Genomic DNA, 22,174 nt, shown 5'->3' on the forward strand with positions numbered 1-22,174 from the left:
AGCATAGGTAAAAGCGATAAATAGAATATTATTCCTATACTTATTATCGACCTGCAGCTGTTCAATATAAATTCTTCTCTATGCTCATTGTATAATAGACCTAATGAGAAAAGTGAAAAAGAAAAATAGAACAAAATTGTCAGAGCCACACTATAACGGTCAGATACATTTATATAACTTGCTATGCAAACAGGAACTTAATCGGCATTTCCCTCTGGGCAATGTATTGCATAGCTCTCCAAAAGTCACATGATGATCATCTTTTCATTTATTCTATTTGCAATAGAGAAAAATATGATTTATCTCTATTAAGAATGGAAATAAAATTGTGCTTATTTCCATTCTTAATAGAAAATATTATCTTTGTACTATAAATCACTAAGTTTATGAAACAACTTTTAAAGGATATCATAATTGACCAAAAGTCTTTCTTGCCAAGCAAGAAAACAATAATCCGCAGTTTTCCTGAAAAATATCTGAATAATGAAGAAATCATTATTATTTCAGGGGTTCGCCGTTGCGGTAAATCCGTGTTGCTGCAACAGATACGTGACAGACTTCCCCAAAAAGATTATTTTTTCAATTTTGATGATGACCGTTTGGGTAACTTTACCGTAGAGAACTTTCAGCAGTTATATGAAGTGTTCATAGAACTATATGGAGAACAAAACTATTTCTATTTTGATGAAATACAGAATATTGCAGGGTGGGAGCATTTTGCTAAGCGATTGTATAATTCAGGAAAAAAGGTTTTTATAACCGGTTCTAATGCCCGTATGCTAAGTAAAGAGCTGGGAACCTACTTAACCGGATGTTATATTGCGATCGAACTTTACCCTTTTTCATTTTCTGAATTTTTAGATTTTCGTGAACAGCAACATTTATTGGGAGATATATCCGGAACAATTGCGCGTGGAGAAATACAATCGGCTTTTAACGATTATTTAAAACAGGGTGGATTTCCTATTTATTTAAGGTCTGAAGATGGTATTGTTCTGAAAACATTGTATGATAACATTCTGTATAAGGACGTTATGGTTCGCAACCAGATTGTAAATGAGCGTGAAGTAAAAGAGTTGGTCTATTACACCGTCAGTAATATCGGGAAACCTTTAACTTATACTTCATTGGCAAAAGTGATCGGAGTGAAAAATCCCACGACAGTAAAGAACTATTTGGAGTATATTGAAAATACATATTTGCTCTTCTCTTTATCTAAACTTGATTATTCTGTTAAGGCCCAGCTCCGTAATCCCAAAAAAGTTTATGCAATAGATAATGCTTTAGTATCCCGTTTGGGCTTCCATTTTTCAGGTGAAGAAGGGCGCTTGTTGGAAAATATGGTTTACATAGAATTACGTCGCCGAGGTGGAGAAATTTTTTATCATAATTCAGGGAATGCCGAGTGCGATTTTGTAGTTCGTGATGGTTTTCGTGTCGTGCAGGCAATTCAGGCTTGTTACTTATTGGGTAGTTCCGATACCCGTGAGAGGGAAATCCGCGGCATTCAGGATGCTATGGATACATACCAGCTTTTGGAAGGAACAATAATCACCAATACCCATGAAGAAGAGTTGAAGTACGGAGATAAAATGATACATATTCTGCCGGCATGGAAATGGTTACGTCTTTAGTATAGGGCGTATCCCTTTGTTTATCAAAGGTTGAATATTGGAAAATACGATAAAAGGGTAGTGCCTATAATATGTGTAAAATGAGAAATACGGAACTCTCAAAAGAATCCTGTATCTCTCATTTACATAAAACTTTGGAGAACACTCATATAATAAAGTACTTGTCACACATTAGCTCTATCTACTCCTTCTATTCGAAAATATTTTATCTATTTACCAAAGTACGTTTTACGAACTGAGGCGGGGCAAAGTGTCTGCCTTTCCCGATTTGTTCCACATTTCTAGTGGTGACTCTAGTCGGTTGTGGCAAATGCATACGGTCAAATTTCACAAACTCTTCATAATTATATTGCCACGGAGTACCATAAGCTGTCCTCATAATGCGTTTGTAGATAGCTTCGCGTGAGGGGGCATTAAAACCGTGTATATTGTTTCGCATCATGCTTTCATTGGTAGGACGCCAAGCACCACTCCAATAAGTACAAGCTCCTTCATAGGTACTTAGAGTCTCTCCTAAAGCATCGGTACCTGCATAACGCTCATCTTCCAAAAAGTGTTTCCATATCACTTGGCTCTTATCTCCGGTGAAATCGACATTCATAGCCCAGCCAAATGTTTGCAATATCTGATTGCTTTCTATCTCCTTTGCAGGAATCTGTCCCATTGACTGATAAGAATATTCATCCAATAATTTAGCAAATCCGTGTCCTATGCACTCATGACACAGCACTTGGCGGAAAGCCTCGCTCTCCATACCACCTATAATGGGACAATAGCCGATAGCATATTCTACCACACCATCATCTTCCGTACCATAGCCAAAGTAGGTAGTGCCAGCGTATGTTTCCGTATTTAATATGACTATAGACATTGTCTCGTAAAACATTTCCGCATTGGTTCTGATTTCATCCACTGCTTGTGTATAGTACTGTACTATTTTTTCATCTCCTTTGATAAGCGTACTTTTTCCACCTTCCAGCCAGCAACTGAATTTTGTAGAATAGCCTTCACCGAAAGCATCGTTCAGCGATACGGCAGTCACCATCCATACATCGAAATACTCACGCAGAGACTTTACCGGTTCTTCAGAGAAGAAATATTCCATACCTTTCTCCATTACTTTCCGGTAAAAACCACTTTGAATATCGGCATCCAAGAATCCGTCTCCCATAAATACCACCGGGATTCCGTTTCCTTTAGAGTGTGTCTGTAACTTTACCACTTTGCCATCATCTGTTTCAAGGTCAGTGGAAGTGCCTACTCCTGCTCCTTTCTGTATAATAGAGATTGTACCGGATTCTATTAGTTGTTTACCGGCAGCATCTTCTATCACTATTTGAAATGTAGCTGTACGCTCTGCACGGGAAGGATTCGGTAATACTTTGACATTTAGAGTTTTATCCAGCAAGATTTTTGTGCTTACATTATCATTGAATATTAACCAGTCTTGTACATCTTGTGAATATCGTATTTTGGAAATACCTTCTTGCAAATTTGTGGCAAACTCTATTTGTATGCTCATTCCTTCTGCAGGCACATTATAAGTAGCCTGCTTCACTTCAAGTACATCCTTTTTTTGTTGACTGATTTTCAATTCCTTGATTGGAACACCGTCAGCAGATAAAGTAACGGTTGCTTCGCGTATTTCGCCTGTACGGTTTTCTTCTTTGGCAAAAATAGCAAGAGAAGAATTACCGGTATTTCCTTGTGCAGGAGAAATTGTAATCCAAACGGCATCAGTATTTGCTTGCCAGGAATGGGTACTGGAAAAGTTGAGTGTAAGTCTGGAGTCTTTCTCGGCTCCTAAAATAAGATTCTCTATATCAGAATTGAACTGGATGGACGGTATCTCTTCATCATCCTTAGAACAAGCTGCTAGCACGAAGACACACAGTAACAGAAAGTACAGTTTTGTTTTCATATTCCTCATGTATTATAATTTAAATATTAATCTGGAAGCAAATATAAGCAGAAAGAGCCGCACCAAACATAATATTCCACGATTATGTTGATACAACTCTTTCAATATTATAATGTCAATCCATTGACATGTTGTCTGTTATTTTTCAGCAGAATCCTCCTGATATTTTTTCCAGCTTTCCAAAGAGAAGAACAAAGTGGTTGGATTTGCGGCAATACCTGCTTTTCCTTCTGCCCACAAACTTTCTACAGATGCAAATAGAGAGTTGGGACCAAATATGATAGAAACAAGGTTTCCTTCTTTATCATAAGCAACTTCACCCAACGGATATTTATCTTTGCCGCCTTGGAACACGCCAAATGCTGAACCGCCAATTAATTGTCCGTCCCCACTATTTAAGAATGCGCCAAATTTAAGTGCAGGTATGATAGCTTCTTCACCATCAATATCAATCTGCATCTTGACATTCGAGTTAATAATATTGTCCTCGTCCAAATAAGGGTATCCGTCATAGATACCATTATCATCAATATTCTCTGCCACACAATATGGATTCTTGATGCGTACACGCAGGCTACCGTCAGTGAACGAGGCATATTCTGCGTTTACATACCATGACATCGGATAGTCAACACCATAAACAGTGGAAATCATACCGTCTGTGTAGATAACTGTTTCCAACGGATTCCATTTGATACGGATTATGTTACCTGAAGCATAAGTAGTTTTGTCCGAATATGGATTGTAGTCGCCTTCTGCAAACTTCAGACTATAGTTGTAGGATATTCCAACTTCTGCATTCGGAAACTTCAAAGTCAATGGAGCTTCTGTTTCTCCATCTGCAAAAGATACTGTAGCGGGTACTTCAAAGATATTTTCTGTATTGTTCAATACTTCCACTCCCACAGTTGCAGCACCTTCTGATTTCTCACGGGTTACAACCAATGTTATCTCCATTGCTGCTTCTGGTTCCAGTTCATAGTCATATTCATTTATGGTAGAGAATGCAGCCCCTTGACAGCCTTCCGGAACTATAGGAGAAGGCTCTCTCTCAATATCATCAGAACAAGCCGAAAAAGTCAATAGTCCTCCGGCCAGTACTAAAAGAAAAAAATTATTTATTGTTTTCATATATCCATTTTATTAAATAGTTAATTTATTACACCGTCAGTAAGTCCAATTCCTTCACCTGATTTAGGCATTGTACCATCGGAATTGTTCGCTGCTGGAGGAATACCGGTATTGGCATTTGTCTCGTCTTGCGGAATACGCATCAGCAACCAGCCGTTGTCGGCAGCAACGTTGAAGGCATAAGCATCGGGGAAGTTGGTTGCTACGCCATTTTTCACACGTACCACATTTCTGCCCAGACGCATAACGTCTGCCATGGAGAAACCTTCACCCCACAATTCGATACGACGTTGAAGCCATACCGCATTTTGGACACCTGCGGCATCACTGGCTTTGCAAGAATATTGCTCGTCACGATAGGTCTTGACAAAGCTTTCCAGTATCTGTTTGCCATCACTCGGATTTCCTCCCATGGCAGTAGCTTCTGCCTGAATCAGAATCATTTCTTCTACACGCATTAATGGCCAGTCGTTAGCAGCAGCATTAGTACCCAATCCACCATACATACCAAACTTAACATTGGTATAAGGCAGGAAAGCTGCTTTACCTTGGTTTGCAACTGTCAGAGTTGCAATATCATCACCGCTTGCAAGACCACGCCAGCTTTGTCCCTTCAGGTTGTCAGAATGCAAGTTCTCATCAACCCACCAGCCCTTACGTACATCAGTGTCAGAAATCAGATTGAACAATAATACATTGATACTTTTATACATACCTACACCGGCAGAGTAAGAGCCTTCGCAGAATGAACCGATAACTCCTGGCCAGGAAATAAGACTGTTATCTGCATTATAGTCTGCTTCAGTAATTTCCAAAGCCCACATCCAGCCACTTTCATCGGAAGAAACAAACATTGGTTTTGTCAGTTCTGCTCTCTGATAGGGAGTATATCCTGCCATAGCTTTGGCCGCATCATCGGCAGCAGCCTGCCAGTTTTCCATGTAAAGGTTGGCGCGGGCACGCAGACCATAGGCAATCTTCTGGTCTATTTCACTCTTATCCTTACGTGCATAGCCTTCCAGATCATTGATTGCATCCGTCAAGTCTCTAATAATCAAATCATAAACAGCCTGCACTGTAGCACGCGGGTTGTTGGGGTCGGCAGCCATTTCTTCCGTAACCAAAGGAATGCAAGGTTTCTCCTCATTACCTTTATATTTAAACTGGAAGTACGGAGCCACGTTCAGATAGTCAAAAGCACGTATTGCCTTGGCTTGACCACGATAAGAAAGTAGCGTGGGGTCTGTCGTGCCATCGGGAATAGAGTTCAAAATATCATTTGCCATCTTGATTTGATTATAAAACAAAGCCCAACGCATATAGGGGTTGGCATACGTGTCGCTACGGTCGGAGTATTCACTGCAAGTGCTGAACCAGTTGTAACCGTTATTGGGTGCTACCATATCAGGGCCATTTAAATCATTGGAGAGGCACACGGCAGGATAACCGAAGTCATCGCCACGTCCTGATTTACTGCCGAATACGGTAAACTGCTGAAGGTTATTGGAATACATACCTACGATATCTGCCGCTAAGCGTTCAGGCAACATGCTTACCACATCCTGTTTTTGTTCCTCGGTAAAGCTACCGCTTTGGGGAAAAGTGTCCAAGTCAGTGCATGAAGCCAGCACCATGCTTCCCATGGCTAGTGCTGATAATATTTTATTATATAGTTTCATATCTTTCTTTTTATATAGGAATCAAATTATTAGAATTTCAAAGTAATACCACCGGTGATAGTACGTAAAGCCGAGTAAGTGAAGTTACCACTACCGGTAGAACTACCAAGACCGATGAACTGACGAGGGTCGAAACCTTTGCGGCAGGATATGACAGCCAGATTGTCTCCTGTCACATAAAGACGGAGGCTTGATACGCCCAACTTTTGAGTCCAACGCTTTGGCAGCGTATATCCCAATGTAACATTATTGATACTCAAGTAATCAGAACTTACCAAGAAGCGGGAAGATATACGTTGGCTTGAAACGTCGGATACAGACATACGGGGAATATCACTGTTTGCATTTTCGGGAGTCCAGGCCTTCAACACATCTTTGTGGAAGTTCTGTCCCATCAAGTCGCCGGTCTGCATCAAAGCCTCGTAAGTACCGTCATATACTTTACCACCCAATTGATAGGAAAGCTGTATGCCCAAATCGAAACCATATGCATTCAGTTGTGTACCGAGACCACCATACACCTTTGCAAGTGTACTGCCCAAGTCAGACTGCTGCGCCTTTTCATAATTGGTAGTAAGTGTATAATCACCGTTGTCGGGATCTACATAATACTGTGCCATACCACTTTCTTTGTCGACACCTGCATATACCGGTAAATAAGAGTTATAGAGAGAACCGCCTACACGGTAGATGGCATTTGAATATTTGATGCCTTCTTCACGTACAGTTTCGTCAAGGTCGGTAATTTTGTTCTTGTAATGAGTCAGATTGAAGTTGGCTGTCCACTCAATGTCATTGTTCTCGAACAAAACGCCATTGAAATCCAGTTCGATACCTTGGTTTACAATAGAACCTACATTTTTGGGAATAGAAGAATAACCATAAGAAATGGGTACAGGCTGATTGTAGAGCAAGTCGGATGTTTTACGGTTAAAATACTCTACTGTACCATTGAAGCGGCTGCCGAACAGTTCAAAGTCAAAACCGGCATTGAATGCATGTGAAGTCTCCCATGTGATATCCTTGTTTCCTTTGAATGCAAAAGACACTGCATAGTCTCCATTGCTGTTTGTTACACTAAACTGGTCTGCGTATGCATAGTAATAATAACTGCTGGTTCCTAAATTATCGTTACCTTGTACACCGTAGCTCGCTTTCACCTTCAGCATATCAATCCAGTCAATACCGCTCATGAAATCTTCTTTGGTCATCAACCAAGCCAGACCTATACTGCCAAAGTTACCCCAACGATTATCCGGATGGAAACGTGAAGAAGCATCACGACGATAGGAAGCAGATACAAAGTACTTTCCGTCATAATCATATTGGGCACGTGCCAGATAGCCGAGTGTGGCATACTCATGCGTATAAGAACTTACACTCGGAGGAGTGTTGATAGCATTGTTAAGTTCACCAATCGTAGGATTGTAAAGTTTGGAGTTGGAACCTCCTAAGTATTGAATTTTATGGGAATAAGACTCAAAACCTGCCAGCAAGTCCATGTTATGCAACTGATTGAATGTTTTCTTGTAAGTTGCCATATACTGCTGGTTAATATCGAAAATGCGTTGATGGATAACAGACACGGAACCTCCTGCAGAAACAGCACCTCCATAGAAGGGATTATTCAGCGTGTTTTCGCGTTGATTCAATACATTGGCGCCTAAAGTAGCGGTGATGTTCAATCCTTCTATCGGAGTAATGGTAGCATACCATTTGGAACTCAACATATCACTGTAGGTATTCTGGTCATCCAAATTCAATGTACCTGCCGGATTACCCATTAAAGTAGGGCGATTGAAATTGGTAGAGCCTGAGCCAAAGTCATAAACAGTCATTCCCCTGTTGTCTTTCATGACAGATCCATCTGCATTACGGACATACATTGGATAGATGGGGGCAATCAAGTTGGATATGTAGAACAAGTTGCCGGTAGAACCCCAATCTTTTTGTCCCGACGGAGACTTAATATTATAATAGGTATAAGCGATATTGGTACCGACTTTCAACCATTTGTTAGCTTGGTAGTCAGTTTTGGCACGACCGGCAAAACGTTGGAAACCCGAATTAGCTATAATACCGTTGTCGTCCAAATAGCCTGCTGATACATAATAGTTCAACTTATCAGAAGCGCCGGAAATTGTCACGTTGTATTCTTGACGCAGGTTACCTCCACCAAAAATCTCATCATACCAGTCATCCGGTCTGTAATAATAAGTTCCGTCTGAATAGCCCAAAGTGGCATTAGGGTTTAACTTGAAGTTGCTGCCAATCAATTTCTGACCTTCAGGAACAGTATAGACCAGATAACCTAAACCACCGTTATTAGCATCCAGAAATGTTTTATCTGCAAAAGCGTAAGCCTCAGCAGCAGAAGAGCCATTATAAATCTTAGAGTTGTACATGGCACGATAAGCAGTCTCATAATACATTGCAGGGTCAGTCATCACATCATAATTAGGTACGCCACGCTTGTTGGCTCCCCATTTGGCATCTACAGTGATCTGTGCTACGCCGGTAGATCCCCTTTTGGTAGTAATCAGTACCACCCCATTAGCACCGCGTGCGCCATAAATAGCATTGGCTGCAGCATCTTTCAATACTGTCATGGACTCAATATCCTGTGGATTAATGGCTGAAATTTCACCATCATAAGGCACACCATCTACAACATATAGAGGAGCATTGCTGGCAGACATAGATCCAATACCACGAATACGGATACTGGCCGAGCTACCCGGTTGACCGTTATTCTGGGTAATCTGTACACCTGCCACTTGACCAGCCATTGCATTTGTTACATTGGAGACTGTCCTCTCTGCAATTTTTTCAGCTTTAATGGTCGATGCAGAACCTGTAAAAGCTGATTTCTTTGCTGTACCATAAGCTACTACCATTACTTCATCGAGCATCTCAGAATCGGACTTCATTATTACTTTTACATTGGGCTTAATCGCTACCTCTTGTGCTTGCATGCCAATATACGTAATCTGAAGCGTTTTCGCAGAACTATGCGCATACTACATATCTGATAAACAGATGTTTGCGCGTGTGATTAGAACTTCAATTTTAGTATCAACAATTTATAATATATTGATATATAAGCAGCTAAAAAACAGAAAAACGCATTTACACCTACCACAAATATACTGCGCTGACTATTTAATCGTTTTATTATCAGTGTATTATTTATCTGTGAATAGCATTGATGAACTACAAAACAGGTACTATGTGTTTAATTCAATTGAGAAATGTAATTAATGATAATTTTTTCAACTGAAATTCCGCAAACTCACTATATTAATAATATATGAATGTTTTTGTTCGGAAAATTCACTTCAGGAATGGTTTGTATAGCTAAATATAATGTTAATATATCTATATGTGCACGTTTTTGATGATAGCATAGGTAAAAGCGATAAATAGAATATTATTCCTATACTTATTATCGACCTGCAGCTGTTCAATAAAAATTCTTCTCTATGCTCATTGTGTAATATCCCCAATGAGAAAAGTGAAAAAGAAAAATAGAACAAAAAACTTGAATCACATTGTAACAGTTAATGCTATCCACATAAAGTTATAATGTACAAACTTAACAAATACACTAAAAGATTCAATTATGATTGAATATGAAAAGTTACATATCCCGTCCTTTATGTACCAATAAGATAGAACCATTTATTGGCAAGGACTTAATAAAAGTGATAACCGATCAACGTAGAATTTGCAAAAGTTACATTCTTTTGCAAATATCGGATATCATAAAAGAAAAGACACCGGAAGCTAATATTATTTTTATAGACAAAGAATTATTGGCTTTTGCGGATATGAAGAACTATATGGACCTTTATCAATATGTTCTGAAAAAGGCGGCAGGTCATAACTATAATTACCTTTTTGTCGATGAAGTACAAGAGATAGAGGAATTCCAACTCTGTTTGCGGAGTCTATTAAATGAAAATATATGCGACATCTACTGTACGGAGAGCAATGCCAAAATGCTTTCCGGTGAACTTGCGACTCATCTGGCTGGAAGATATATTGAGTTTCCGGTTCATTCACTCAGTTACGAAGAATTTTTGAGATTCAACCAACTGCAAGATTCTCCAGAAAGTTTAAGATTATATCTTATGTTTGGAGGAATGCCTTATATCCATAATTTAGCGATGGATATAAATGTTATATTTGAATATTTGAGGAATGTTTACTCTACTATTCTATTGAAAGATGTGGTTGCTCGTGAATCGATTAGGAACGTATCGTTTTTAGAGAATCTGGTAGGCTACTTAGTTGATAATACCGGCTCTCTTTTTTCCGCTCAAAATATCAGTAAATATCTGAAGTCCCAGCAAGTAAACATACCTACACAAACAATCCTGAACTACCTGAAGGCATTATGCAATAGTTTTTTTGTTTACAAGATACAACGGGCGGAAACTCAAGGCATGAAAATCTTTGAAATTGGAGAAAAATATTATTTTGAAGACTTGGGACTGCACAATGCTATACGTCATCACGATTTTCGGAGAGACATCAATAAATTGATAGAGAACGTGGTATGCATAGATTTATTAAGGTATGGCTATGAAGTATATGTCGGAAAGAATGGAAATAAGGAAATTGATTTTATAGCTTCCCAAAGAGATCATAAAATTTATATTCAAGTGGCATATATGCTCCTCGATGAAGCAGCCGTTCAGCGGGAGTTTGGTAATCTCTTGGAAATTCCGGACAATTATCCTAAATATGTAGTCACTATGGATGAAATGCAGAGCGGAGGAAATTATCAAGGAATCAAGCAAATTTCGCTGCGAAATTTCCTATTGGCGGAAGATAAGGAAAGATTATGATTTCTTGAAAAGGATATTCAGAAAATAAAAGAATATTCCTTGTTTCAGAAAAGAAGGTGAGCCGTTAAGTGCACCTTCTAAATAGGTCAATTAAAAAAATGAGAATAACAGCTAACAGCTGTTCGTCTTTCCACTTTATTTTATGAGATTTTAAAAGCACTTTCCATTTGACCCTTTGTTTTTTATTCAGATAATGTAGTACGCTACCTAATAAATGAATATTCACTTTTCCTTCTGTTTTCTGGTTATTTACTATACAGATGATACCTTCCTGAATGTTGTCAAATAAATACGCCCGCTTAGTATTTGGAATGTATTGAGTAGTAATCGGAAGCAAATATCCTATTACCGCCAAAAAAGAAATGAATGTTTTTTATCTGATTATTAATTTTTTATTACTTCTGTCCGATAAGCCTTTTTAATTAAGTTATAAAATTAGGACTGATTCCATCTGCAGGATTCAGCCCTTTCTAATTATTTTGTTGTTATCACACAAGCTTCAATAACCATGGGTGAAAGTATATATTTTATCGGACAGCAGTAGTTTACAATATCGATCTTTACCAGATAGTCTTCCGTAGTCACTACGATCCCAAAAATCCATGCATTGTTCGTAGCATTGTAGAAAGTCGGTTGACTAACTTCCGTAACAGAATAAGGAGCAGAAGAGTTATAAGCTTTTGCAGCATCAGAAGCCGCAGCAGCCCATTTACCCATCAGCAAATTGGTACGGGCACAACCATTTCCACTGATATTTCAGCTTTATTAGCACGTGCAAAAGCACCAGTCAACAAAGTAATAGCCTCGTCCAGGTCTTCCATAATACGAGTACACAACTATATACTTTATTGTACCAAGACTTGGATATAATAAAGTATATAGTTACAATCAGGGATTAGTGGCTTAATAGTATTTCAACGAATGATACAAATCACTAGCTTGTTGTTTATTAGATGCAAAGGTGAAAAAAGTAGAAATGAAAAATACAGAGAAACAGTTTCTAAGTTTGTGTTAATACAAGATTTTCAGACTTTCTCCTGCCTGCCTAATGATATACATACCTTTTTCTGGTAATCTGAATATACATTTTCCACTGACAGATTCTTGCCAAGCTATTTTCATCCCAGTTACCGAATATATTTCTATTGGCTTACCTTCAGTAGAGGTATGCACAATAACATCTTGTCCAAAGCGATAAACTTTCAAAGAACTTCCGATGTTTTGAATATCCTCAATGGCATCCGGCAAATCACATTTTATTTGGAAATCATCAATATAGGCTTCAGCAGAAGCAACACCGACAATACGGAAACGCAAACAGCCCTGCATCGTAATCCGGTTCGTATAAGTTTCCATAACATTACTTGAAAGAAGTATATTTTCGCCATATACTTTCCATGACGCACCCTTGTCTTCAGAAACTTCTATTCGAACATTCTTCATTCCAAAAGCTCCGGATTTACATGCGAGAATACTGACAGATTTTACGCTACCGGTTATGTCAGTTTCCATCTCTATCTTTCCATTTTTAACACTTGCGACTCTACTTCCATTCCCCACACCGACTTCGGAAGTTGCATAAGTACGCGCATTGCTAAAAATCCACTTCCCGATAGTGCCATCCATTGTCTCCGAGGTCCATGTTTCTTTTTGAATATTCTCAAAATCCTCTACATAAGAAACATTTAAGGGGGGCTGTATGGTAAAAGAAATGATTCCATTGTCTTCTTTTATCCCGGTGATCTCCTTTTCTGTCGGGATTCCTGTCCAAGAACGTAATGAAGGCATTGTTTCGTCTGTCAGCTCTTTGACATTAAGAGACCCCGGAAATGCATTTCCGGCAGTTGCCGGTGCATTATTGTCCGCACATAATAATTCATAATACATGTGATCCGGGTTATTATTAACGGTATTCATGTTCCAAACAGACTCATTTGTCAGATCCACTCTGTATACCAGCATTCCGTGTCCCGGAAGATAAGCATCCCACTTTGTCTGCTGCCTGTTTTCAAGATAAAAGTACTCACCGGAAGATTGCGCCGGAAAGAAATAGGATTTATTGGATATATTCAAAGCCGGTAATTCATAATTTCCGGGACCTTCAATCTTTTCAGAAGTACCCCATCCTACCATATACCGTTCATATGCAGAATAAGAAGGAGGCGTCTTCGAATTATTCAGATAACTGCCGCTTGCCATTAGCGACCAGTCACCCGGATGTGGAGCTACTCCCCCGCTTTTTTCATAATCAGTATCGTAAAAATCCGGAAGTCCCAATACATGACTGAATTCATGACAAACCGTACCGATTCCATCCATTTCCGAATTCATTTCCCCTCCGGTCAGTTCGGTAGAGCAGGCATAACGGTTACAATATACCCCATCCAGCCTTACTGCCATGCTATTCAGAGCGTAAGCATGCGGCCATAGATACTTTTCATTATTACCCGCATAACTGGAAGCTGCACCGGCAAATATCACATAAATCATATCCACTGAATTGTCTCCATCTAAATCATAATCAGCGAAGTTAACAAACTGGTCAGCCTTCAGACAGGCATCCTTGACAAGTGCCTGTCCATTATTCGCCCCATCCGCATCTGTTTGCTTGTAATCAAGCGTCACAGGACCAACAATATCAAACTGAGGCTCGAATCCTCCCATAGATGAATCGTAAAAATAATCACGCACGCTTCCAGTCGCCCCATTGCCGGTATACTCTGTGTCATTTATCATTTTCCTAATTTCTACCGGATAGTCTGTTATAGAGAAGCTTCTATCTGAGAATTGTGCCAGAATGATAATCCCCCTGAATCCGGAACTGCTAATCTTGGATAGTAAACCTTGACGTACATACTGTTTCGCATTTGTCCTCGTGACAACGCGTTCCTTGGGTGCTGTCATATACTTCTCTATTCCTTCCAGATATCTATTTTCAGCTTCCTGACGCATGGCTTTATTATTAGCAATTACTTTGCCCGGAACAAGGCGACCGTCTCTTCTTTCAGCATATACGTAGAAGTTATTCGGATTCTTCAGAATCGTATACCCATCTAAAGTTGTGTTGAAATGATAAAATTCATCTCCATGCAACCGGATTGTCAGTTGCGTACCATCAGGCTGTGTCACCGTTGCCGGGGTTGGGTCGGCTATATTGGCATATCCTGCCTGCAAAAAAATGAAAAGAAAAAGTAGCGTCACGCATACATTTTTTCTATATGAACAATATATGTTTCTCATTATTTCTGAATTTAGAGTAAAAATACAAAATGAGGCAGGCAAATACTGCCTGCCTCATTTCTTCATATCTTTGCTTTATGGGCGTTACGCAATAGGTTCAAATAGAGCTGTTGCATCCACGTAATGGATGAGCAAAGTATATCCCTCAGCGCTATATTTATGCCGGATGCCAATATAAACAACTTTTCCGGCATACTTATCGTCTAAATCGAAAGTTACTTTCTGGCAAGTGGTTGCTTCGGAAACAGCAACTTCGGCAATGACATCGGCCGCATTTGCCTCCTCCACTGTTGTGATAGGCTCTAAAGAAGCGATCACTTGGTAAGAATCCCAATATTCGGCGTTGTTAATAGGGGGGGCTCCAAATGAAGCAGCTTTCACTGCTACTTGCGGTTTCATTCCATCGGTAAAGTCAGCTACAAATTCCAACAAGTTATCGGCATCGGTTACATCGCCGGTTTTATCAAAGATAGTATAACTCTCGGAACAAAATACATAAGCTGCATCTCCAAAAGGATTGGCATCCGTAGCCGGATCATAAAAGTTACCAGCTGTTTTGACCGGAGTCCATCCCCTATCCAGCATCGTGCCAAACTGAAAAGTTGCAAGAGTTTGAACACATGAAGTGGTCGTAAAGTCTTCCTTGAAAGTAAAACTGCGTTCCCAAGCCTTGCCGGTAGTGACTTGTTGTATCTCACCGTAACCTACCGCTTCCTTATTCATACTATAACTACGGAGATAGTAAGTGGTCTCCGCTTTCAATCCAGAAAAAGTAAGTTGCTGCAACTCTGCCTCATTGGACGCTGCAACCACGCGCGTAGCCTGCGTTATATTCAATTTACTTTGATCGTCGCTCAACAAAATGCCTTGTTGCAGAATGTCCAGTCCTTGAGCATTATCTGTTTTCATTGCAGCATATATTTCCGAACCATATTTAGTGGAAATATTGCTGAGAGATACTACCGGTGCTTTAGTTGAATCATATTCCCGGTGGGACAAAGAAGGAGTATTCTCGTCCTCGCAAGCAAAAAATAAAATTGCCGCCACCAATAAGAATAAATATTTAGACATATATTTCTTCATAACTGTTATATATTAAAATTATGTAATTATGGATTTTGGTCTTCTTCTGTTATCATATCGTTTTCTTGAAGCTCCGTTCTTGGTATCTGATAAATCAACAACCAGTCACCAGCCGAGACATTCTTTCTTCCGCCTACCCAGTGGTTACTTCCCTCATAATTACGGACAATGTCTTTCTTCAAGCGAAGATGATCAAAGAATGAGAAGCCTTCACCCCATAATTCCAAACGACGTTGAGTATAAACGTCATCTACTGTAACAGAAGATTTAGACCAACTAGGGTCACGGTTTACCATCAATTCTTTCAATACTGCAGCAGCTTCCCCATTCTTATTCTGATGAGCCAGTGCCTCCGCTTCAGTCAGGTAGGCTTCTGAAAGTCTCATGAATACATAGTCCGCTTCCCATCCTGTAACCTTCTTGAATTTGAAGTTGGTATATGCAGGGCATTTTATCGTAATATCAGTACTTTCAGGATTAACTACAGCATCCGGGCTCTTAAATTGCGCCAATCGTGCATCGGTAGGAGTAAAGCTTTCATATAATCTTGCATCTATTTTTCTGTACTGCCCTACGCTTCCACCATAACCGGCATCAAACGTACACATGAATGAGAAGAATGAAGCAAACATGGTTGTCGTTTCCGCCGTAATATCTGCCCCCCACATCCATTCTTTGTTATTTATATCGTTAAATCCGTCTCTGGCTACTTCAATGCTACTCATTAATTGTGCATTAGAGTTGATGCGTGCCTCATGAGCCATTGTTGCAGCATCGTTCCAGCGTTCCATAGCCAGATATACGCGTGAAAGGAGTAATTGAGCCACTTCCTTATTGATAGCCGTTTTAGAAGTTCGTTGGAATCCGTCCAGCAAGCCAATAGCATCTGTAAGGTCTTTTTCTGATTGTGCATATACCTCTGCCACCGGAACACGATTCAAGCGGGACTCACCCTCGGCAGTCGTATAAATCAGAGGTACACCAGGTGCTGTTGCAGGATCACTCAATTGCGAGTAAGGTTGCTGGAACATATTAATAAGGTAGTAATAAGAAATACCTCTCAAAGCCAAAGCCTGTCCCTTTGCTGCTTTTACTTCAGTATTATCTACCCCTTCTGGTATTTTACTGATGATGTCATTGCATTTATTGATGATGGAATAGAAAAAGTTCCAATACCAATATGGGCGGACGTACTGTTCCGAACGGTAATCGAACATGTAATCATAGGTGAACCAACCGGATCCCTGTACATGGAAAGCCAGATCATTTGTCATCACGTCACCTACGTGCATGACACTCATCCAACCGAAATCGTTGTGTACAGTACGGCTGGAACCCTGCGTATTATACTGATTCAGATAGTTATACACACCGGCAAGCAAAGGGTTTACTATAATCATCAGCTTGTCGGGGTTTTTCTGTGCCAAGTCATCAATCTGGTCACCGGTAGCTACTACCGTAGGTTCCACTGTGATAAAATCTTCACCGCAAGAGCTAAAAGTCAAGGATGCGGCAAGAAGTGATATTGTTGTCAGTTTTAATAATTTCATAGTTTCTCATTTAAAAGTTCAAATTAAGTCCGAAAGAAATGGTTCTGATGGCTGAATATGCAGCAGCATTCATAGTACCATCCATATATTGTCTCGGGTCAAGACCTTGTCTTTTAGAAGTAAAATACAAGTTATCGCCGCTTGCGTAGATACGTAAAGACTGAATGCCGACTTTATTAAGCAATGCTTTGGGCAATGTATATCCTAGAGTCACATTCTTTAGGCTGAAACAGTCATTTTTCGTCAGGAAACGATCCGATGACTGATTTGCATATTGATAACCTTGCTGTACGCGAGGCACGTTTGAATTTGCATTTTCAGGTGTCCAACGATTGAAGATATCCGGTGACCAGTTTGTACCGGCATCACCGCCACCCATCAACGCCATATATCCCGAGTCCATAATATAGCCGCCACCCTGGAATGCAGTTGCAATACTCAGGTCGAAGCCGTAAGCCTCTACCGTAGTTGCGATACCACCATACAATGTAGGTATTGCGGATTTGTTTATCTGGTAACGAGTAGCTTTATTGGGATCATTTGTCGTATCAATTGTTGTATTTCCGGCCTCATCCGTTACATCCACATAATACAAAGCGTCACCGTTAGCCGGGTCTACGCCTGCATATTTATATGTATACCAATCATATAAGCTGCCACCCACTTTCCTCCAATAGTTGCCGGTATAATATCCATCCGGATCTTTGCCTTCCGCCAATTTAGTCACTTCATTCTTATATTTAGTGATATTAGCACTTACATTCCATTTAATATTATTGGTATTGATAATCTTAACTTCCACTTCTGCTTCAATACCAGAATTCTTCATAGACATGTCGTTCACAGCAATAATATTAGGCAAACCTGCAGAAGGAGGCATAGACTTGTAATACAACAGATCCTTAGTTTCCTTTATGAAGTACTCCACATTTCCGCTTACAATATCCCAGAAGCCGAATTCAATACCGGCATTGAAGTTATTGCTCTTTTCCCAAGTCAAATCTTTATTTCCGCGCCAGTCGTAAGTAATACCAATAGCACCATCTTGCGGAACTACGGTATATTGATCCAAGTAAGGAGTGTCGTTACCCAAAGCATCATTACCTTGTGTTCCGTAACTGGCTTTCAGCTTCAAGGTGTTTATAGCTTTGACATCCCGGAGGAAACTTTCTTCACTGATACGCCATGAAGCGCCTACTGACCAGAAATTACCCCAGCGGTTATCCGGATGGAAACGTGAAGATGCATCACGACGATAAGACCCTGTCAGATAATATCTGTCTTTATAGTCATACTGTATACGGCTAAAGAAACCCTCTAGACGATATTCGCTGGTATAAGAAGTCGCGTCTTTTAATGCGGCTCCATTGGAGAGTTCCGGATTGTCTGGAATCAGGAATTGCTCTTTCATAGCTTGCAGGTAAGTCTTTTTGTCTGCTTTGACTTCATGCCCCAACAGTACATCAAAACGATGGTCGCCAATCGTTTTTTCATAAGTAAGCAACTGGTTTGTGTTGAGTGCAAAGTAGCGTTGAGTGGTTCTGTAGCTACGTCCATTTACGTTTAGTGCATCTCCTCCGATCGGGGTTTGGAAGTCTACTCCTGTATATCCAAAATTATCAGCACTCAAGTTTAATGTGAACTTAAAATCTTTCAAGAACTTAACCTCGGCATAAGCCTTTGCGGATACGATATCATAAGTATATTCACGGATATCATTCATCAATTGTGCATAAGGATTAGCGTTAGCACCATAAGGACGTTCGTGTCCTTCTGTCACACCATAGTCATAAGCGGGAGCTCCTGTTGCATCCAAAATCGGTTGCCCTGTTCTGTCATATCTGTAAATAGGATAAATTGGGGCTATATTTTGTCCAAAGTAGAACAAAGACGAATAGTTGGAACCACCTACATTCGGAGAGTTTGTATTGGTTTGAGCATACGCCATATTAAAGCCTGTTTTCAGCCAGTCATTTACCTGATGGTCTAATTTCAGACGTCCTGTATATCTTTTAAAGTTTGAGTTACGAAGGTAAGAATTATCATCCAAGAAATTCAGCGATGCATAGAAAGATGTTTTCTCCGTACCGCCTTTGATAGATAAGTTATACTCTTGGCGCAGACCATTCTTGAATGGGTCTTCCTGCCAGTCTTCATTATACAGCAACTGCGCATTCGGGTTTAAATAGCCGCTTACCGGGTCTATTAACAAAGCATTGTCTACATTATAGGCATTGTATCCTCCTAATGTGGGAACCAAGTTTTGTGAGGCATTGATAGCAGCTTCAGCACTACTCATTCCTCCGATGTTCATATTTGCGTTTTTCAGCGCTTCCCAGAACATTTCATAATATTCGCCTGCATTACGTATTGTTTTGTAAGCTTTTACTCCCCTAGAGTTGGCCCCCCATTTTGCATCTAAGCTAACCGCGGTTTTACCATTAGTACCTTTCTTGGTAGTGATCATGACAACTCCATTTGCACCACGAGCACCATATAAAGAGTTTGCAGCAGCATCTTTCAACACCGTCATTGATTCAATATCCGCATTGTTGATAGAATTTAAAGAGCCTTCATAAGGCACACCGTCTACGATAATCAACGGGCTGCGACCGGCACTAATAGATCCAATACCACGAACAGATATCGTAGCCGCACTACCAGGCTGTCCGGTAGAAGAAGTTATTTGCACACCGGCAACGGCACCTTCCAATGCCTTTGACACATTTGAGTTCTGTTGTTTTTCTAATCTATCAGCCTTTACTGTAGACGCAGAGCCTGTAAAAGAGGATTTCTTGGCTGTACCGTATGCCACTACAACAACTTCGTCAAGTATTTCACTATCAGCCTTTAAAATAACTTTCAGATCAGGCTTAATTGCCACTTCCTGCGTTTGCATACCAATATATGAGATTTGTAGCGTTTTCGCAGGACTTGGTTTTGCTTACAACGCTGATAAACAGGTGTATAAATATAAACAAAGAACTTGCACATGAATGAAATAGATTTGTAATACACTAATTTTCAGTCATATAAAACATAATATATTTATTTGTATCTACCATAATTCTTCCATTTTCAACAGGGAATTTACTCATTATCAGTACGTTGACGCTTAATCGAGAATATAAATGAGCTACGGAATAGAGACTATACAGCTTATCCAATAAACTTATGTAAACAAATACAAACCAATTAATTATGATCTCATGAAATTGTCATATTAATAAAAACGCTTTGCATGATATATACAGCTTTTCCAAAAGTGTCGAGGCACAATTACATAAGATTTTATAGTGTAATTTTGCCTACACGCTTACACCAACCTCTGTATCTCCCTGTTGATCAGATATAGAACGGTGGTGGCAGCAGATCAAGAAAGGTGTAGGCAAATTTACCTACACCTTTCCAAAACATGCATATATCACTGATTACCTTGCCGTTAATCATTATATATGCAAAAAATGATTATTTCATAATCTCCGCATTTCCCTGCTTTTTTCTACTAAAAGGTTTCGGATTAGAGTAATTTCCATTATGTAGTATTCCATTTTTTGCCTACTTACGTCTATTCTAAGCAGGGAGTGTAAATATCAACTGCCTATATCCATCGGGACAACTGCACATACTTATTTTACTAATAGACAATGTTTTACTGTTGTCTACCAATGTGGAGTACGTGCTCCACAGTCGTGAATATACTGCCTCATTATTGTGAAGCAGCAGATCCACAATTGTAGTTGCATGAAATAAAGTAATATAGATGTAAGGTACATTGTATAAAACGAATAAGAAAAGGGGTATTATGTTAACATAAGATGCTGCTACCCGGTAATAGCATTATGTAAATATAAAGAATACTAAGAAAGGAAACAGAGGAAATAAGAGAAATAGAACAAAAAAATAAGATGCTTGGCAAACAGATTTGCAAGGAAAGGTGTAAACCATTTATCCAATATTCCAGTAGTTACATGATAAGCGGTTACACCTTAAACTTTAATAGAATTTACTTTCCTTTTTTGCGATGAACCGACGAATGATTTTTCTCCAAGTCACTTATTATTGTCGCATCCATTACATTCGTGTATATTTGTGTGGTTTTCACGCTCTTATGCCCCAAAAGCTTCTGCACAGTTGTGATATTGACACCATTATAAATTAATAATGTAGCATTGGTATGTCGAGCAGTATGAAATGACACCTTTTTAGCCAGTCCTGCTAACCGGGCAATTATTATTAGTTCTTTGTTCACATTTGAGTTATCCCTTAAATGAAAAAAGTCTTGTAGGTTTGCCTGATATTTATTCAAAATTAGAATTCCTTTTCCACTAAAAAGTAAATATAATGGTAATCGAACTTCAGTACCGGTTTTAATAGATTTATATATCAACCATGTCTCCTGATGCATCTCTACAATGTTATCAGGCTTCATATTTACAAAATCAGAATATCGCATACCAGCATAGCAACAGAACAAAAATGCATCTAATGTTTTCTGGTATTTCGTATAGCGTCCTGTCAATTGCAAGGTCTCTAACTTTTCCAATTCTTCCGGAGACAAATGCGTATGGCCGTTTTCTACAGTTTTAATTTTATATTTTCTGAAGGCATATTTTTGTATATCCATATATTCTTTATTAATGGCTACATTAATATGGCGTTTCAAGTGTTTCATGTGTTTGGCTATCGTGTTGGTGTGATATCCTTTTGACTGCAGAAAGTATTCGAAAGAGGATACAAATTCAAAAGTTAGATCTGAAAATGTTACATTTTTCTTAAATTCTTGTAAAAGAGCAAGCGTAGACAAATGATTGCGTTTAGTACTCTCTTTTAAGCCAGAAGTCATTACCTCTTGCTTGAAAAAGGGAATAAACGAAGATTTATCTTCCTGTTCTTGCTTTTCAGAAAGTACATCTTTTAGAACATCCAAATTAATTGCTTTACCCTGTTGCCAGAGTTCAAGTTCACGCTTTTCTATCGTTGCGACAAATTCATAAATTAATCGATTTAAAGCGTCTGCATTAGGATGGTTTTTAACCTGAATAATTCATAGTCTCCACAAAAAAGAGAACGCCCTTCTTGT

9 protein-coding genes and 3 pseudogenes are annotated in these 22,174 nt (G+C 39.4%); 2 read left to right on the plus strand and 10 right to left on the minus strand.

The window, feature by feature from the left end; all coding sequences use genetic code 11:
• Nucleotides 1-386: 386 nt before the first annotated feature.
• Complete coding sequence (locus DW182_RS20720; RefSeq protein WP_118296686.1) at nucleotides 387-1,634, plus strand: ATP-binding protein; 1,248 nt, start codon at nucleotides 387-389, stop codon at nucleotides 1,632-1,634.
• Between the two features lie 205 nt (nucleotides 1,635-1,839).
• On the opposite strand, the gene DW182_RS20725 is transcribed toward DW182_RS20720, so the two are convergent.
• The 4 genes and pseudogenes from DW182_RS20725 to DW182_RS20740 all read right to left on the minus strand — a co-directional run.
• Nucleotides 1,840-3,555 carry a M64 family metallopeptidase gene (locus tag DW182_RS20725; protein ID WP_158580823.1) on the minus strand — a complete coding sequence of 572 codons (1,716 nt, stop codon included), beginning with the start codon at nucleotides 3,553-3,555 and terminating at the stop codon, nucleotides 1,840-1,842.
• Between the two features lie 138 nt (nucleotides 3,556-3,693).
• Nucleotides 3,694-4,686 carry a hypothetical protein gene (locus DW182_RS20730; protein ID WP_115501974.1) on the minus strand — a complete coding sequence of 331 codons (993 nt, stop codon included), beginning with the start codon at nucleotides 4,684-4,686 and terminating at the stop codon, nucleotides 3,694-3,696.
• Between the two features lie 20 nt (nucleotides 4,687-4,706).
• Nucleotides 4,707-6,365: a RagB/SusD family nutrient uptake outer membrane protein gene (locus DW182_RS20735; RefSeq protein ID WP_118296688.1), complete on the minus strand. Its 1,659-nt coding sequence runs from the start codon at nucleotides 6,363-6,365 to the stop codon at nucleotides 4,707-4,709.
• A gap of 29 nt (nucleotides 6,366-6,394) precedes the next feature.
• A pseudogene (locus tag DW182_RS20740) lies at nucleotides 6,395-9,361 on the minus strand (SusC/RagA family TonB-linked outer membrane protein); the annotation flags it as partial.
• A 636-nt stretch (nucleotides 9,362-9,997) separates the two neighbouring features.
• Between DW182_RS20740 and DW182_RS20745 the strand changes: the two are divergent.
• Complete coding sequence (locus DW182_RS20745) at nucleotides 9,998-11,218, plus strand: ATP-binding protein (RefSeq protein WP_118296690.1); 1,221 nt, start codon at nucleotides 9,998-10,000, stop codon at nucleotides 11,216-11,218.
• A gap of 474 nt (nucleotides 11,219-11,692) precedes the next feature.
• On the opposite strand, the gene DW182_RS22615 is transcribed toward DW182_RS20745, so the two are convergent.
• From DW182_RS22615 to DW182_RS20780, 6 genes and pseudogenes are all read right to left on the minus strand, one after another.
• Nucleotides 11,693-11,935: a hypothetical protein gene (locus tag DW182_RS22615; RefSeq protein ID WP_229036271.1), complete on the minus strand. Its 243-nt coding sequence runs from the start codon at nucleotides 11,933-11,935 to the stop codon at nucleotides 11,693-11,695.
• A gap of 294 nt (nucleotides 11,936-12,229) precedes the next feature.
• On the minus strand, nucleotides 12,230-14,419 hold the full coding sequence (locus tag DW182_RS20760; protein ID WP_158580824.1) for a M6 family metalloprotease domain-containing protein: 2,190 nt from the start codon (nucleotides 14,417-14,419) through the stop codon (nucleotides 12,230-12,232).
• 123 nt (nucleotides 14,420-14,542) lie between these two features.
• Entirely contained in the window at nucleotides 14,543-15,541 is a 999-nt protein-coding gene (locus DW182_RS20765) for a hypothetical protein (protein WP_147331413.1), read from the minus strand.
• A gap of 26 nt (nucleotides 15,542-15,567) precedes the next feature.
• Nucleotides 15,568-17,091 (minus strand): RagB/SusD family nutrient uptake outer membrane protein, encoded by a 1,524-nt coding sequence (locus tag DW182_RS20770; RefSeq protein WP_117707525.1) that lies wholly within the window; start codon nucleotides 17,089-17,091, stop codon nucleotides 15,568-15,570.
• A 10-nt stretch (nucleotides 17,092-17,101) separates the two neighbouring features.
• Nucleotides 17,102-20,011 (minus strand): annotated as a pseudogene (locus DW182_RS20775) (SusC/RagA family TonB-linked outer membrane protein); the annotation flags it as partial.
• 1,086 nt (nucleotides 20,012-21,097) lie between these two features.
• Nucleotides 21,098-22,129: pseudogene (locus DW182_RS20780) on the minus strand (site-specific integrase); the annotation flags it as partial.
• Nucleotides 22,130-22,174 lie beyond the last annotated feature (45 nt).

It is taken from the genome of Bacteroides sp. AM16-24 (assembly GCF_003471885.1).
GTDB lineage: Bacteria > Bacteroidota > Bacteroidia > Bacteroidales > Bacteroidaceae > Bacteroides.